The organism is Streptomyces sp. 150FB, from assembly GCF_000818195.1.
GTDB lineage: Bacteria > Actinomycetota > Actinomycetes > Streptomycetales > Streptomycetaceae > Streptomyces.
Window position 1 is genome coordinate 6,962,936 of the sequence record NZ_JTHL01000001.1, and the last position, 16,815, is coordinate 6,979,750.

Annotated in this window: 10 protein-coding genes; 8 read left to right on the forward strand and 2 right to left on the reverse strand. The window is 70.2% G+C overall.

Translation table 11 applies throughout. The features are described 5' to 3' along the window. Nucleotides 1-332: 332 nt before the first annotated feature. The gene (gene cimA / locus QR77_RS29900; RefSeq protein ID WP_236710859.1) at nucleotides 333-1,976 is read left to right on the forward strand and encodes a citramalate synthase; all 1,644 of its coding nucleotides are present in this window, start codon (nucleotides 333-335) and stop codon (nucleotides 1,974-1,976) included. A gap of 39 nt (nucleotides 1,977-2,015) precedes the next feature. Here cimA and QR77_RS29905 read toward each other — a convergent pair whose 3' ends face one another. Continuing rightward, complete coding sequence (locus tag QR77_RS29905) at nucleotides 2,016-3,899, reverse strand: ricin-type beta-trefoil lectin domain protein (RefSeq protein WP_040025117.1); 1,884 nt, start codon at nucleotides 3,897-3,899, stop codon at nucleotides 2,016-2,018. 317 nt (nucleotides 3,900-4,216) lie between these two features. Between QR77_RS29905 and QR77_RS29910 the strand changes: the two genes are divergently transcribed. From QR77_RS29910 to QR77_RS47575, 4 genes are all read left to right on the forward strand, one after another. Further along, complete coding sequence (locus QR77_RS29910) at nucleotides 4,217-5,194, forward strand: LacI family DNA-binding transcriptional regulator (RefSeq protein WP_040025118.1); 978 nt, start codon at nucleotides 4,217-4,219, stop codon at nucleotides 5,192-5,194. A gap of 111 nt (nucleotides 5,195-5,305) precedes the next feature. Next, the gene (locus QR77_RS29915; protein WP_040025119.1) at nucleotides 5,306-6,721 is read left to right on the forward strand and encodes a GH1 family beta-glucosidase; all 1,416 of its coding nucleotides are present in this window, start codon (nucleotides 5,306-5,308) and stop codon (nucleotides 6,719-6,721) included. Between the two features lie 103 nt (nucleotides 6,722-6,824). Continuing rightward, nucleotides 6,825-9,923 carry a glycoside hydrolase family 3 N-terminal domain-containing protein gene (locus tag QR77_RS29920; RefSeq protein ID WP_040025120.1) on the forward strand — a complete coding sequence of 1,033 codons (3,099 nt, stop codon included), beginning with the start codon at nucleotides 6,825-6,827 and terminating at the stop codon, nucleotides 9,921-9,923. A 123-nt stretch (nucleotides 9,924-10,046) separates the two neighbouring features. Then, on the forward strand, nucleotides 10,047-11,450 hold the full coding sequence (locus QR77_RS47575; RefSeq protein ID WP_040025121.1) for a hypothetical protein: 1,404 nt from the start codon (nucleotides 10,047-10,049) through the stop codon (nucleotides 11,448-11,450). Nucleotides 11,451-11,537: 87 nt separating this feature from the next. Here QR77_RS47575 and QR77_RS29930 read toward each other — a convergent pair whose 3' ends face one another. Continuing rightward, entirely contained in the window at nucleotides 11,538-12,167 is a 630-nt protein-coding gene (locus QR77_RS29930) for a YceI family protein (RefSeq protein ID WP_040025122.1), read from the reverse strand. A gap of 330 nt (nucleotides 12,168-12,497) precedes the next feature. Here QR77_RS29930 and QR77_RS29935 point away from each other — a divergent pair, with 330 nt between their 5' ends. The 3 genes from QR77_RS29935 to QR77_RS45440 form a co-directional block, all read left to right on the forward strand. Next, nucleotides 12,498-14,843, forward strand: a complete 2,346-nt coding sequence (locus tag QR77_RS29935) for a polysaccharide lyase 8 family protein (RefSeq protein ID WP_236711175.1) — start codon at nucleotides 12,498-12,500, stop codon at nucleotides 14,841-14,843. Nucleotides 14,844-14,995: 152 nt separating this feature from the next. Beyond that, nucleotides 14,996-16,579, forward strand: coding sequence for an acyl-CoA carboxylase subunit beta (locus QR77_RS29940; RefSeq protein ID WP_040025123.1), 1,584 nt, complete (start codon nucleotides 14,996-14,998; stop codon nucleotides 16,577-16,579). Nucleotides 16,580-16,701: 122 nt separating this feature from the next. Beyond that, a partial coding sequence (locus tag QR77_RS45440; protein WP_150130597.1) for an acyl-CoA carboxylase subunit epsilon occupies nucleotides 16,702-16,815 on the forward strand: 114 nt, incomplete at its 3' end.

Sequence of the window (16,815 nt, forward strand, 5' to 3'; positions counted from 1 at the left end):
TCCCCACCGACCCTCCCCGTCGCCCTCCCCTCCGCCCCACCCCCCGGACACCCCGACCGCATCGTGAGACGGGCCTTGCCGAAACCGGGAGGCGTGCGAAAATCGGCTCGTGCTCTCGTTCGCCATGATTATTGGCAGCCAGCGCGCCGGTCCGCAGTGACCGCTCCGTACCACGATGTACGGAGTGGCACCGTGCCTCAGACCCGCGCGCAGACCTCTCGCACCCGCGAGGGGTTTTTTCGTTTTCCGGCCCCACCCAGCCGAAGACGAGCCGCACGTGAAGATGGGGCAAGTGGAGCCAGAACATCCACTCGACAGGGAGCAAACCCACCGTGTCCATCAAGCCCACCGTGCCCACCGAGCCCACAAAGCCCACGGAGCAGACTGAGACGGACGACAGTTTCCACGTCTTCGACACGACGCTCCGCGACGGAGCCCAACGTGAGGGCATCAACCTGACGGTCGCCGACAAGCTCGCCATCGCCCGCTACCTGGACGAGTTCGGCGTCGGCTTCATCGAGGGCGGCTGGCCCGGCGCCAACCCGAGGGACACCGAGTTCTTCGCCCGTGCCCGGCAGGAGATCGACTTCCGGAACGCGCAGCTCGTCGCCTTCGGCGCCACTCGGCGGCCCGGCGCCAAGGCCTCGGAGGACCCGCAGGTCAAGGCGCTGGTCGAGTCCGGCGCCCCGGTGGTCACCCTGGTCGCCAAGTCGCACGACCGGCATGTCGAACTCGCGCTGCGCACCACCCTCGACGAGAACCTGGCGATGGTCGCCGACACGGTCTCCTACCTGCGTGAACAGGGCCGCCGTGTCTTCGTCGACTGCGAGCACTTCTTCGACGGCTACCGCGCCAATCCCGCGTACGCCAAGGCCGTCGTACGCGCCGCGGCCGAGGCCGGCGCCGATGTCGTCGTCCTCTGCGACACCAACGGCGGCATGCTGCCCGCGCAGATCCAGGCCGTCGTGTCGACCGTGCTCACCGACACCGGCGCCCGGCTCGGCATCCACACCCAGGACGACACCGGCTGCGCCGTCGCCAACACCCTCGCCGCCGTCGACGCCGGTGCCACCCACGTGCAGTGCACGGCGAACGGTTACGGGGAGCGCGTCGGAAACGCCAACCTCTTCCCCGTCGTCGCCGCCCTGGAACTCAAGTACGGCAGGAAGGTGCTGCCCGCAGGCGCGCTCGCCGAGATGACCCGCATCTCGCACGCCATCGCCGAGGTCGTCAACCTCGCCCCCTCCACCCACCAGCCGTACGTCGGCGTCTCCGCCTTCGCCCACAAGGCCGGACTCCACGCCTCGGCGATCAAGGTCGACCCCGACCTCTACCAGCACATCGCCCCCGAGCGGGTCGGCAACTCCATGCGGATGCTCGTCTCCGACATGGCGGGCCGCGCCTCCATCGAACTGAAGGGCAAGGAGCTGGGCATCGATCTCGGCGGCGACCGCGACCTGGTCGGCCGGGTCGTCGGCCGCGTCAAGGAGCGCGAGCTGAGGGGCTACACGTACGAGGCGGCCGACGCGTCCTTCGAGCTGCTGCTGCGCGAGGAGGCCGAGGGCCGGGTGCGCGGCTACTTCCGTACGGAGTCGTGGCGCGCGATCGTGGAGGACCGCCCCGACGGCACCCACGCCAACGAGGCCACCGTGAAGCTGTGGGCCAAGGGCGAGCGCATCGTCGCCACCGCCGAGGGCAACGGACCGGTCAACGCGCTGGACCGGGCCATGCGGGTCGGCCTTGAGCGCATCTACCCGCAACTCGCCAAGCTCCAGTTGGTCGACTACAAGGTCCGCATCCTGGAGGGCCGGCAGGGTACGGAGTCCACCACCCGCGTCCTGATCACCACCGGTGACGGCGAGACCGAATGGGCCACGGTCGGCGTGGCCGAGAACGTGATCTCGGCGTCCTGGCAGGCGCTGGAGGACGCGTACACCTACGGACTGCTGAAGGCCGGGGTCGAACCGGCGGAGTAAGGATTCTCCGCGCGGTCCGCCCCGGCCAGGGGCAGGGCCTCAGCTCCGGAGCTGCCACTTCTGGTTGGCGGCTCCGGTGCAGGTCCAGATCTGGAGCTTGGTGCCGTCCGCCGACGAGTTGTTCACGACGTCGAGGCACTTGTTCGCCGCCGCGTTGACCAGGTCACCCGCGGCTTCGAGTCTCCACTGCTGTGCTCCCGACCCGTTGCAGTCGTAGAGCTGGACCTTCGCGCCGTCGGCCGTCGAAGCGGCGTTGACGTCAAGGCACTTGCCGAGCGCCTGGATGGAACCGTCCGGCTTCACGGTCCAGTTCTGGGCCGTCGAGCCGTTGCAGCCGTAGATCTGCGCCGCGGTGCCGTTGGCGGTGGAACCGCCCGCGACATCAAGGCACTTGCCGCCGAGACCGGTGATGGTGCCGGTCTGCCCGGGGGCGCTGCCGGACTGCGTGCCGGCCCAGGTGAAGGTCGCCGAGGTCTTGCCGGGCAGCGAGTAACTGAAGTTCTGGCCGCCCCAGTTGACCCGGATCTGCTGCGCCGCGGTGTTGTTGTTGTACGCGATGAGGGCCTTCGAGCCGTCCGGGTTCTGCCAGGCGACGTTACGGACCGCCGAGGTGTCGTTGGAGGCGATCCGGCGGGCACCGGGCTTCACGAACTTCGTGAGGTGGCCCATCGTGTAGTACTCGACGGTGTAGTCGACCTGACCGCTCCTGCTGCCGCCGTTGTTGACGGTGATCAGACCGGTGCAGGTGTCGCAGCCGCCGTTGTGCGGGCTGTGGTTCTGATCGACGGCGAGGCTCCACTTGACGAAGCTCTGCCCCCAGTTACGGGTGTAGTCGAAGATGTTGTTCATGTCCTCCTGCTGCTGGTTAGCGATCCAGGTACCGCCGGAGTGCTCCGTGTCGAACGCCGGCACGTTGGGGTACTGGTTGTGCACCGTCGACTGCACGTCGATGTTTCCCGTGTAGCCGTGGTAGGCGATCCCGCCGAAGTTCGGGTGGTTACGGATCGCCGCGTCGTCCACGGTGGGCGCGGCGAACGCCTGGTAGGAGTCCGGGTTCCAGTCGAGCGCGAGCACCTTGGTCGTGAGCCCGGCGTTCTGGAGCGCGGGCAGCAGGTTGTTCTTGGCGAAGAACGCGAGCCCCGAGCCGTTCCAGTTCATCCCCGGGTAATTGGCCCCGACGGTGGGCTCGTTCTGCTCCGAGACGTAGTCGATCGGGACGCCCGCGCTCTGGTACGCCTGGATGTACTTCACGAAGTACTGCGCGTACGCGGCGTAGTACTGCGACTCCAGCCAGCCCTGGACGTAGTTGTCGTTGTCCTTCATCCACGGCGGCGCGGTCCACGGCGACGCCATGATCTTCATCTGCGGGTTGAGCTGCTTCGCCTGCTTGGTGAGCGGCAGCACGTCGGCCTGGTCGTGCGCGATCGAGAACTTCGCCAGGTTCGGGTCGGTCTGGCCGGCCGGCACGTCGTCGTACGTGTAGCTGTTGCGGGCCAGGTCGGAGGAGCCCATGGGGTTACGGGTGAAGCTGAGCCCGATGCCGTCGGTCGGCGAGAACAGCTTCTTCATCGTGGCGTCGCGGGTCGCCTGGGAGAGCAGCCCGCTGCTGTTCATCAGCCAGGCCGCGGAGTCGGTGAAGGAGGCCCCGCCGCCGGAGAACTCCTGGTACTTGGTGTTCTCGTCGACGGTGATGTTGGTGCCGGTTCCGCCGTTGCCCGAGGTGAAGTTGACGGGCGTCTGCTGCTGGAGGCCACGGGTGACCACCTGGCCCTTGGCATCGCTGGTGGTGGTCAGCCAGATGTTCACCGGTTCGCCGGCGGCTTGCGCGGATCCGGCGGAGAGGCCGGTCAGTCCGGCGGTGGCGAGGGCCCCGGCGAGGAGAAGCCTCGTCAGTCTTCGCCCGCGTCCAGTCGTTCTCGACATAGGTCTACTGCCCTTCTCGGCACAGGTGGGGGGTTGCGCGATGGTCGTGCGGCGTGAGTGAACTGCCCCCGCGAACTCCCGTCAAGAGGTTGCGCATTCAGGAACTGAAGGCTTACCGCTCCTGACCTGCGCCTGACCTGCGCCTCGCCTGCTGCGTAACAATGGTTCGGACCAATGTGGGTGTGAAGTATTGACGGCGGTGCCGGGCCCCGGTTAACTCACCGCCGGAACGCCGGTACCGGTTCCGGAACCGGTACCACCGTCACCGCCCCGACTGCCCCTGGCTGCCCTCGACCGCCCTCGACGCGGAGGCTCCTATGCGTGTCACGATCGCCGATGTCGCCCGCGAGGCGCGGGTCAGCAAGACGACTGTGTCGCGGGTGATCAACACCAAGAGCGACGTCGACAGGACCACGGCGGCCCGGGTCCGCGCGGTGATCGCCGAGCTGGGCTACGTACCCAGTTCGGGCGCCGTCGGTCTGGCCCGGGGCAGCAGCCGTACGGTCGGGATGCTGGTGCCCTCGCTGACCTGGCCCTGGATGGGCGAGGTGCTGCAAGGCGTCGTCGACACCGTCGAGGCGGCCGGCTACGGACTGCTCCTGTTCACCTGCAACCGGGGCGCCGACTCGGTGGAGCGCTTCACCAGCCAGGTCTCGGCCCGCGCCTTCGACGGACTGCTCGTCGTCGAGCCTGAGAACACCCTCGACACCATCATCGGCCTGCACCGCAAGGGCCTGCCGGTCGTGCTGATCGACGACCGGGGGCAGCACCCCGAGGACTTCCCCTCCGTGGTGACCACCAACCACGAGGGCGGCGCTTCGGCGGCCCGCCACCTGCTGGCCGGCGGGCGCTCCAAGCCCCTGGTCATCACGGGACCCGCGCACTTCGGCTGCGTACGGGACCGGCTCGCCGGATTCGTCGAGGTGCTGCCCGCCGAGCATGTCGTGGTGGGGGAGTTCACCGAGGCGTCGGGGCGCTCGGCGATCGAGCGGATCATCGCCGAAGGCGCCGACTTCGACTCGGTGTTCGCGCAGAACGACGTCAGCGCCGCCGGGGCGCTGCGTGCCCTGCGGGCCGCCGGGCGGACCGTGCCCGACGACATCGCGGTGGTCGGCTTCGACGACATCCCGATGGCCCGGCACACCGAGCCGCCGCTGACCACCGTCGGACAGCCGACCCGGGCGATGGGCGAGACGGCGGCGCGGATGCTCCTCGGCCACCTCGGAGGCACCCCGGCGCCGGACGAACCGGTCGTCCTGCGCACCGATCTCGTCGTACGGGAGTCGGCGCCCTAACTGTCCGCCGCAGCACGCCCGTACCACCACCCCCACGACCAGTCCCCCCCCACGACCAGCGCCCCGTACGAGCCGTGCCCCACAGCGCCGACGTCCGACCACTGGAGAGTCATGAACGCGACAACCCCGCAGCCCCTTTCGCTCCCCCCTGTGGCGGTCCCCGGGCTGCCGGCGGACTTCCGCTGGGGCGTCGCCACCTCCGCCTACCAGATCGAGGGCGCGGCTGCCGAGGACGGCAGGACCCCCTCGATCTGGGACACCTTCTGCCGGGTCCCCGGCGCCGTCATCCGCGGCGAGCACGGCGATGTGGCGTGCGACCACTACCACCGGGTGGCCGAGGACGTGGAGCTGATCGCAGGTCTCGGCGTCGACACGTACCGCTTCTCGCTCGCCTGGCCGCGCATCCAGCCCGGCGGCGGCGGACCGGCCAACGCGAAGGGGCTCGACTTCTACAAGCGGCTGATCGACGAGCTGCACGGGAAGAACATCACCCCCTGGATCACGCTCTACCACTGGGACCTCCCGCAGGAACTGGAGGACGCCGGCGGCTGGCCGGCCCGCGACACGGCGTACCGCTTCGCCGACTACGCGGCCCTCGCGTACGAGGCGCTCGGCGACCGGGTCGAGCACTGGACCACGCTCAACGAGCCCTGGTGCTCGGCGATGCTCGGCTACGACTCGGGTGTCCACGCCCCCGGCCGTACCCACTTCCCCGACGCGATCCGCGCCGTGCACCACCTGCTGCTGGGCCACGGACTCGCCTCGCGGCGGATCCGCGAGGCCGCCGGCGACAACCCGCTCGAACTCGGCATCACCCTCAACCTCGGCACGGCGACCCCCGAGACGGACAGCGAGGCCGACCGCGAGGCCTGCCGGCGCGCCGACGGGCTGGGTCGCAGGATCTACCTCGACCCGCTCGTCCACGGCCGCTACCCCGAGGACGTCGTCGCCGACCTCGCCCGGCGCGGCGCCCAACTCCCCGTGCGAGACGGGGACCTGGAGACCATCGCCGCACCCCTCGACGTCCTCGGCGTCAACTTCTACAGCGGCACCCTCTTCTCCGGGACCACCGAGGACGGCGCGACCGAGGACGCCGACGGGCTGCCCGTCACCCGTGGCGTGCGGCGCGATCTGCCGCGTACCGCCATGGACTGGGAGATCACCCCCGGCTCACTCACCGAACTGCTGCTGCGCCTGGAGCGCGACTACGGCGTGCCGACCGTCATCACCGAGAACGGCGCCGCGTTCGACGACACGGTCGCCGCCGACGGCTCCGTACCCGACGCCGACCGCACGGCCTACGTCGCCGACCACATCGCTGCCGTCGCCGCCGCCCGCGAGCGGGGCGCCGACGTACGCGGCTACTTCGCCTGGTCGCTGATGGACAACTTCGAGTGGGCGTACGGCTACGACAAGCGCTTCGGCATCGTCCGCGTCGACTACGACACCCAGGCCAGGACCCTCAAGGACAGCGCCAAGTGGTACCGCGACACGATCCGCCTCACCCGCGGCACCCCCGCGCCGTAAGCCTCCCGCGGCCTCCCCGCGTGGTACAGCGAAGGCGCGTCCACCACGGCCGGTGACCGGTGCGGGTCGAACAGAAGCAACACCATCTCCGAGGAGCCACACCATGCAACGCACACCCCACGCAGGGCGTGTCAGACCGAAAACCGGCCGGAGGACGGCGGCGCTCGTCGCCGCCGCCGTCATCGCGGGACTGCTGCCGCTCGCCGGAGCGGGTACGAGCGCCGCCGCCGGCGACCCCGCCCCCGTGGCCGTCGACAGCTACGAGGGCGAGGTGCCCTTCGCGAACCCGCCCGCCGACGGCCTCTTCACCTGGGGCGGCGACAGCGACGACCCGCCGGTGCTGAAGTTCGCCGACCGCGCCGACGCCCCCGAGGGCGCGAAGGCCCTCGAAGGCACCTACGACATCAGCGGATACGGCGGCTTCAGCCACGACTTCGCCTACGACAAGCCCGCCCAGGACTGGTCGGGCCACGGCGGCATCCGCTTCTGGTGGTACGGCGAGAACCCCGACACGCTGCCCCCGGGGGCCGGCAAGAAGATCAGCTTCGAGATCAAGGACGGCGGCGCCAACGGCGAGGCCTCCGAGCTGTGGACGACCTCCTTCACCGACGACTGGGCCGGCTGGCACCAGGTGGAGATCCCCTTCTCCCAGTTCACCTACCGCACGGACTTCCAGCCCGTCGGCGGCATCGACCATGTCCTCGGGCTCGACCAGATGTGGGGGTACGCCTTCACCCTCCCGACCGGCGGGGCAGGGAAGTTCGCACTCGACGGCATGGAGCTGTACGGCAAGCCCGACTCGACGCTCCAGGCGAGCGTGTCCACGGACTCCGCGCTCTACCCCGTCGACGCGGGCGGCACCGCCAAGGTCACCATCTCGCTCGGGACCACCGGTTCCGTACCCGTCGACGCACCCGTCACGGTCGACTACACCGCGGGCGGCGGCACGGCCGAAGCGGGCAGGGACTTCCCCGCGACCTCGGGGAGCGTCACCTTCCCCGCGGGCACCGCTTCCGGCGCCTCCCGGGTCGTCGAGGTGCCGACGCTCAAGGTGAAGGGCGGCGCCGAAGCGCGGACCATCCCGCTGAAGCTCACCGTCAGCGGTGCCAAGGCGCCCGCCGAGCAGCCCCAGGTCGTCGTCAACGCGCACGGCCTGCCGTACCTCGACACGAAGCTCCCGGTGCAGAAGCGGGTCGCCGACCTGGTGGCCCGGATGTCACAGGCCGAGAAGGCCGGTCAGATGGCCCAGGCCGAGCGCAACGCGCTCACCGCGCAGAGCGACATCTCCACCTACGACCTCGGCTCGCTGCTCTCCGGCGGCGGCTCGGTCCCGACGCCCAACACCCCGCAGGGCTGGGCCGACATGATCGACTCGTACCAGCTCAGGGCGCAGGCCACCCGCTTCCAGATCCCGCTGATCTACGGCGTGGACGCGGTGCACGGCCACAACAACGTCGTCGGCGCGACCCTCATGCCGCACAACATCGGCATGGGCGCGACCCGCGACCCGTCGCTCGCCGAGCAGGCGGGCGCCGTCACCGCCAACGAGGTGCGCGCCACCGGGGTCCCCTGGGACTTCTCGCCCTGCCTGTGCGTGGGCAGGGACGAGCGGTGGGGCCGTACGTACGAGACCTTCGGCGAGGACCCGGCGCTGGTCTCCTCGATGGAGCCGGTCATCAACGGCATGCAGGGCGACCCGTCCGGCAAGGACCTCGACCGCAACGACAAGGTGCTGGCCACCGCCAAGCACTTCGTCGGTGACGGCGGTACGACCTACGGCACGTCCGACACCGGTACGTACACGATCGACCGGGGCATCACCAAGGTCACGCCCAAGGAGCTCCAGGACATCCATCTCGCGCCGTTCAAGGACGCCGTCAAGCGGGGCATCGGTACGGTCATGCCGTCGTACTCCTCGCTCGACATCATCGGGGACGGCAAGGGCCCGGTGAAGATGCACGCCCGCGGCGACATGATCAACGGTCAGCTCAAGGACGCGATGGGCTTCGACGGGTTCGTGATCACCGACTACCAGGCGATCGACGCCATCCCCGGCGACTACCCGAGCGATGTCACCACCGCAGTCAACGCGGGCAACGACATGGTGATGGTCCCGAACGCGTACAAGACGTTCGTCCAGACGCTGGAGGACGAGACGAGCGCCGGGCACATCAGCCAGGCCAGGATCGACGACGCCGTCTCCCGCATCCTGACCCAGAAGTTCAAGCTGGGCCTCTTCGAGCACCCGTACTCCGACACCACCAACATCGACAAGATCGGCTCGCCGGAGCACCGCGCGGTCGCCCGGAAGGCGGCGGCCGAGTCCCAGGTCCTGCTGAAGAACGACGGCGGCGTGCTGCCGCTGAAGCCCGCGCAGAAGGTGTACGTCGCCGGCTCCAACGCCGACGACCTCGGCAACCAGATGGGCGGCTGGAGCCTGAGCTGGCAGGGCGGCTCCGGCGCGACGGCCACCACAGGCACGACCATCCTCCAGGGCATGAAGAAGGCCGCCCCTGGCGCCACGCTCACCTACTCCAAGGACGCCTCGGCGGCCACGGACGGGTACGACGTGGGTGTGGTCGTCGTCGGCGAGACCCCGTACGCCGAGGGCGTCGGCGATGTCGGCAACGGCCACAGCATGGAGCTGTCGGCCGCCGACAAGAAGGCGGTCGACACGGTCTGCGGTGCCATGAAGTGCGCCGTACTGATCGTCTCCGGACGCTCGCAGGTCGTCGCCGACCAGCTCGGCACGATCGACGCACTGGTCGCCTCCTGGCTGCCGGGCACCGAGGGCGACGGCGTCGCCGATGTCCTCTACGGCAAGCAGCCCTTCACCGGGCAGCTTCCGCTGACCTGGCCGAAGTCGGTCGAGCAGCTCCCGATCAACGTCGGTGACGCGTCGTACGACCCGCAGTTCCCCTACGGCTGGGGCCTGACGACGCTGAAGAAGCCCCCGGCGGGCGGCGCGCTGACCCTCGGCGCGCTCTCGCTGACGGCGAAGGTGCTCCAGAAGGCGGGCCTCGGCGGATCGGCGCAGGGCAAGGCGGTGGCGGGCCAGGCGAGGCTGCTCGTCCAGCAGAAGATCGGACAGCACATCACGGCGGCGTCGGCCAAGCCCTTCGCCGACGCGGACCATCTGCTGCTCACCGGTGACCTGAGCGGTGCGCTGGACAAGCTGACGGCGGCCTACCGGGCGGCCTGACGCCTCTTCCCCCGTACGGACGCACCCGGACCCCGGTCCGGGTGCGTCCGCGCGTCCGGCTTCCCGCCTCCCGCGCGGGTTCCCGACCTCTCCGGAAGGGCTCACTTCGGGTAGCTTCGGGATATGGGTACAAGGGTGTTCTCCGCACTGTCCGCGCTGTTGGTCGCGCTGTTGGCCGCGGTCCTCGTGGCGGCTCCCGGCGCCGGTGCGGCGACCGGCGCCACAACGGCGGCGACCGGCCCCCGGGCGGTGGGGGAGGCACTGAAGAAGAACCCGGTGTACGTGGACCCCCGCGCCCGCGACCAGCTCTCGGCGACCGATGCGGCGGCGCTGGCGCAGCGGATCCAGAAGGCGGACAAACCGCTTTTCGTGGCCGTCCTGCCGCAGAGCTCCCAGTTCCCGCCGACAGAAGTGCTCAACGCGGTGCGCGCACAGACGGGGGTCACCGGCCTCTACGCGATCCGGCTCGGTACCGGGTTCAACGCCGGGGCCGACCCTTCCGTGATGTCTCCCGCCGCCGTGAAGAACCTCACCGCCGCCGTCAAGGCCGGCGGACCCGTCGACGCGTCCACCGAGCTGAACAACTTCGTCGACCAGGCGCTGCCCCAGGTCCGCGGCCAGGCTCCGGCCTCCTGGGACCTCGGGTCCGACTCCGGCTGGGGCCCCTCGTCCACCGCGCTGGTCGCGTTCGGCGCCGTGGTGCTGGTGGGAGGCGGCGCGCTGTACGTGACGTCGCGCCGTAAGCGGGCCAGAAAGGCCGAGCGCGAGCGACAGGCGCTCGACGCGCTGCGGGTGGTCGTCGACGAGGACATCACGGCCTTCGGCGAGGAGCTGGACCGGCTCGACTTCCGTCCGGCGGAGTCCGGCGCCGACGACGCGATGCGTTCGGACTACGAACGCTCACTGGACGCGTACGAGCGGGCGAAATCCCTGATGGCCGCAGCCAAGCGGCCCGACGACGTGCGCGCGGTGACCGAGACGCTGGAGGACGGACGGTTCTCGCTGGCCACGCTGGACGCGCGCAGGAGCGGCGCCCCGCTCCCCGAGCGCCGTGGACCGTGCTTCTTCGACCCGCGCCACGGTCCCTCGGTGGCGGACGCCGAATGGGCGCCGCCCGGCGGTACGCGGCGGACGGTCCCGGTGTGCGCGGCCGACGCCGCCCGGCTGGCCGACGGCGAGGACCCGATGGCCCGCACGGTGCAGACCGAGGGAGGCCCGCGCCCGTACTGGGAGGCCGGCGCCGCCTACGGCCCGTGGGCCGGCGGCTACTTCGGGGGCGGCATGCTTCCCGGTCTCCTGCTCGGCACGTCGCTCGGCTGGATCATCTCCACGCCCGCGTACGCGGCGGACTTCGGCGGCGGTGACTACACCGGCTACGACTCGACCGGCGGCGATGTCTCGGGCTCGGACTACAACTCCGACGACTTCGGCGGTGGCGGCTTCGGCGACGGAGGCGACGGCGGCGGGGGCTTCGGCGACGGTGGTGGTTTCGGCGGCGGGGACGGGGGCGGGGGCGGCGGGTTCTGAGGACCGGGCCCTCACGGGCCCGTGCCCCGGTTCCCGGCGCGCTCCCGCACCGTCACCGTCCCCCTGCTCACCGCGTGCCGATCGGTCTCAGGCGGCCTTCGGGGCGGTCTTGATCGCGGAGATGTCGAAGATCAGCTTGACCTTGTCGCCGACCAGGACGCCGCCGGTCTCCAGCGCCGCGTTGTAGGTCAGGCCCCAGTCGGAGCGCAGGATCTCGGCGGTGCCCTCGAAGCCGACGCGCTCGTTGCCGTACGGGTCGGTGGCCGAGCCGTTGAACTCCAGGTCGATGGAGAGCGGGCGCGTCACGTCCTTGATGGTCAGGTCGCCGCTGATGCGGTACGAGTCGCCGCCCAGCTCCTCGGCCGACGTGGAGCGGAAGGTCATGCTGGGGAACTGCTCGGCGTCGAAGAAGTCGCCGCTGACCAGGTGGCCGTTACGGTCGGCGATGCCCGTGTCGACGCTGGCGATCGCGACGTCGATCGAGGCGGTGGACTTCGAGGGGTCCGAGCCGTTGAGGTTCAGGGTGCCGGTGTGCTCGGCGAAGGTGCCGCGGACATTGGTGACCATGGCGTGGCGGACCGTGAAACCGATGCTGCTGTGCGCCGGGTCGATGGTGTACTCGCCGGTCAGCGCGGCGAGCGCGGGGTCGACCTCGCGGGTGGCTGTGGCTGTGGCGGTGCCCTGGGCGCTGTCGTTCTTGCGGCCGAAGAGAGACATGGTTTCCTCCTGGAGGGGTATTGTTCAATGTTCAACGTGTCGGACGAGGGCAACCGTAGTCCTGTTTCGTTAAATGTTCAACTACGTCGCCCGATCGAATGAACACGGGATCGAGATGACGCGGGGACGGGATCGCGCGGGGTATGCGCGCGGTGGGCGCGCGGGGCCGGTGGTGGCCATGCTTGTCGTGTCCATTGAGAGCAGCGCGGGCCGCGTGCTACACCAGCGGACAGGTTCCACCTCTTCCGAGTCGCGGAGGTCCCCGTGTCGCTGCTGTCCGCCTGGTCCCGCCGCGCGTTTCTGGCAGCGACGGGGGCGGGAGCCCTCTCTCTGACGCTCCCGGACACCGCGGGGGCGGCCGGAGCCGCCTCCGCCGACGGCGCAGCCGCGCCTGCCGACGAGTTCGACACCCTGCGGCTGCGCTGGCTGGACTCCCGGCTCGGCAGCGGCTACGACGCCACGGCCGAGCCGTACGCCTCCCGCCTCAAGGCGACCGGTGAACTCGCCGCCGGGTTCAGGCAGTCGATGGCCCCCGCCGCCGCCTCCCTCTGGCCCGAGTACCCCTTCGACCCGCCGTCCGGCATCACCCAGAGCTACACCAGGCTCTGGACGATGACCCAGGCGTACGTCCAGCACGGCACCGGCGTCACCGGCGACACGGCCCTGCTCGCCGACATCGCGCGCGGCCTCGACCACCTCGCCGCGACCGTCTACCGGCCGTCGACCACGCCCTACGGCAACTGGTGGGAGTGGCAGATCGGGAGCCCCCGGATGCTCATGGACATCGTCGCCGCCCTCCACGACGACCTCGGCGACGAGCGGCGCGCAGCCGCCTGCGCCGCCGTCGACCACTTCATCCCCGACGCGCTGCTCGCCGACTACTCCGGGACCAGCACCGGCGCCAACCGTGTCGACCTGTGCCGCTCGGTGGCGCTGCGCGGTGTCCTCGGCAGGGCGCCCGCCAAGATCGCGCTCGCCAGGGACGCCCTCTCGCCGGTCTTCCCGTACGTGACCACCGGCGACGGCCTCTACGCCGACGGGTCGTTCGTCCAGCACACCTGGGTCGCCTACTCCGGTACGTACGGCCAGGTCATGCTGGACGGCCTCGGCCGGCTCTTCACCCTGCTCGCCGGATCGACCTGGGAGGTGACCGATCCCGATCGGCAGGTCATTCTCGACAGCGTGGAGCACGCCTACGCGCCGCTGATCTTCAACGGTCTGATGATGGACAGCGTCAACGGGCGCGCCGTCAGCCGGGGTTATCTCAAGAGCGACGACCTCAAGGTCATGCGCAGCGACCACTTCCACGGCCAGGGGCTGATCGCCGCCGTCCCGCTGCTCGCCGGCGGCGCGAGCGCCGCCGAGAGGGACCGGTGGACGGCCAGGGTCAAGGGGTGGATCGAACGCGACACCGTGGCGCCGATCCTGAGCGCCCCCCAGTTCGAGGTCGCCGATCTCGCGCGGCTGGCCGCCGTCGCCGGCTCGCCGGTGGCCGCCGCCCCCGAACCGGTCGGCCACACCCTGTTCGCCTCCATGGACCGGGCCGTGCACCGCCGTCCCGGCTGGGCGGCCAACATCTCCATGGCGTCGAGCCGCATCGCCCAGTACGAGTGCGGCAACGGCGAGAACCCGCACGGCTGGCACACCGGCGCCGGGATGCTCTACTGGTGGGGCGAGAAGCAGGGGAACGACCAGTACACCGACTGGTTCTGGCCCACGGTCGACCCCTACCGGCTGCCCGGCACGACCGTCTCGACCAAGCGCCTCGCCGACAACGCCGGCGGCGAGTGGGGCGAACCGAAGCCCGCCGTCCAGTGGGTGGGCGGGGTGAGCGACGGTGAGTTCGCCGCCGTCGGACAGCATCTCAAGGGCCTCGGCTCCACCCTCGAAGGCCGCAAGTCCTGGTTCTGCGCCGCCGACGCCGTGGTCTGCCTGGGCGCCGGGATCACCGCCACCGACGGAGTACCCGTCGAGACGATCGTCGACAACCGCAACCTGGGCGGCGGCTTCGAGGGCGGAGAGGAGAGCGGCCGGAACGGCGAGGACCCCTTCACCGTCGACCACGGGAAGCGCCCCCGCTGGGCCCACCTGGAGGGCCACGGCGGTTGGGTCTTCCCCGGCGGCGCCCCCGCGGGAACCCTGCGGACCCTCGCCGAGGACCGCACCGGAGCCTGGAACGACATCAACACCACCAGCACCACCGAACGCCGTACCCGCCGCTACCGCACCCTCTGGCTCGACCACGGCACCGACCCGGCCGACGCCTCGTACGCCTATCTGCTGATGCCGGGCGCCACCCGGCGTACCCTCGCCGCCCGCGCCGCCGATCACCGCTGGTTGGAGGTTCTCTCCAACACCGCCGCCCAGCAGGCGGTCGCGATCCGCTCGCTCGGATACACGGCGGCGAACTTCTGGCAGCCGGGTACGGCGGGCCCGCTCACCGCGACCGTTCCCGCGAGCGTGCTCGTCACGGCGCACGGCCGTACCGCCACCGTCCGGGTGAGCGAACCGGCGCGCACCGGGGAACCGCTGGAGATCGAATGGGACCGGCGGGTGCGCCGGGTCACCTCGGCGGACCCGGCGGTGGAGGTGCTCGCCGCCGGCCGTACGCTACGGCTGCGGATCACCCCGGGCAGCACGGGAGCCGGACACGGGTGTGACGTGACACTCATCTGACATCTATGCGAAACCTACAAGTTGTAGGTGCTCCTAGCTGTTCATAGGTGCCGTAACGGACCCGGTTCTGTCCAGCTCCACCAGGAATATGGCCAGGAGACTGTACGGAGTCAACGGCGCGCCTAGCTTCGTGGTGTTCGTAGGGTTGGCACATGACCGTTGTGGACGAGACCCCGAGCAGGCCCGCCGATGCGAAGGGGCGTGTGAGCGAGCTGCACGCTCTGCGTGAGCAGGCCCGCAGCGGCCCCAGCGAGCGGGCGACCGAAGCCCAGCACGCCAAGGGCAAGCTGACCGCTCGTGAGCGGATCGCGCTGCTGCTCGACGAAGGATCGTTCCACGAGGTGGAACAGTTGCGCAGGCACCGGGCGACCGGATTCGGCCTGGAGGCCAAGCGGCCCTACACGGACGGTGTCATCACCGGCTGGGGCACGGTCGACGGCCGCACGGTCTTCGTCTACGCGCACGACTTCCGGATCTTCGGCGGCGCCCTGGGCGAGGCCCACGCGACCAAGATCCACAAGATCATGGACATGGCCATCTCGGCCGGTGCCCCGCTGGTCTCCCTCAACGACGGCGCCGGCGCCCGTATCCAGGAGGGCGTCTCCGCGCTCGCCGGGTACGGCGGCATCTTCCAGCGCAACACCCGCGCCTCGGGTGTCATCCCGCAGATCAGCGTGATGCTCGGCCCGTGCGCCGGCGGCGCCGCGTACAGCCCGGCCCTGACCGACTTCGTGTTCATGGTCCGTGAGACCTCGCAGATGTTCATCACGGGCCCGGACGTCGTCAAGGCGGTGACCGGCGAGGAGATCACCCAGAACGGCCTCGGCGGCGCCGATGTGCACGCCGAGACGTCGGGTGTCGCGCACTTCGCTTACGACGACGAGGAGACCTGCATCGCCGAGGTCCGCTACCTCCTGTCGATGCTGCCGCAGAACAACCGCGAGAACCCGCCCACGGTCGAGTCCGAGGACCCCGCCGACCGCCGGGGCGACGTGCTCCTCGACCTGGTGCCCGCCGACGGCAACCGCCCGTACGACATGCACAAGGTGATCGAGGAGCTCGTCGACGACGGCGACTTCCTGGAGGTCCACGAGCGCTGGGCCCGCAACATCATCTGCGCCCTGGCCCGGATCGACGGCCAGGTGATCGGCATCGTCGCGAACCAGCCGCAGACTCTGGCCGGTGTGCTCGACATCGAGGCATCCGAAAAAGCGGCGCGTTTCGTCCAGATGTGCGACGCTTTCAACATCCCGATCGTGACGCTGCTGGACGTACCTGGCTTCCTGCCCGGTGTCGACCAGGAGCACGGCGGAATCATCAGGCACGGTGCGAAGCTGCTGTACGCGTACTGCAACGCCACCGTGCCCCGGATCTCGCTGATCCTGCGCAAGGCGTACGGAGGTGCCTACATCGTCATGGACTCGCAGTCCATCGGGGCCGACCTCACCTACGCCTGGCCGACCAACGAGATCGCCGTGATGGGCGCCGAGGGCGCCGCCAATGTCATCTTCCGCAAGCAGATCGCGGAGGCCGAGGACCCGGAAGCCATGCGGGTCCGCATGGTCAAGGAGTACAAGGCCGAACTGATGCACCCCTACTACGCGGCCGAACGCGGACTGGTCGACGACGTCATCGACCCCGCCGAGACCAGGGAGGTCCTGGCGGCGGCGCTGGCGATGCTGCGGACCAAGCACGCGGACCTGCCGTCCCGCAAGCACGGCAACCCGCCGCAGTAGGCCCGCGCCCCCGGCGGGGCCGGGAACGCGATCGGCAGCCACACCGAGTCTCAAGCCCGAGTCTCAAGCCCGAGACCCCACAACCGAGACCTCACGACCTAGAAAGACGGAGACACGACTCCATGACCGATTCCACCGGCTCAACCGGCTCCATCGACGAGTCGCTGCTGCGTGTCGAGAAGGGCGAGGCCGCTCCCGAGGAGCTGGCCGCCATCACGGCGATCCTGATGGCCCGC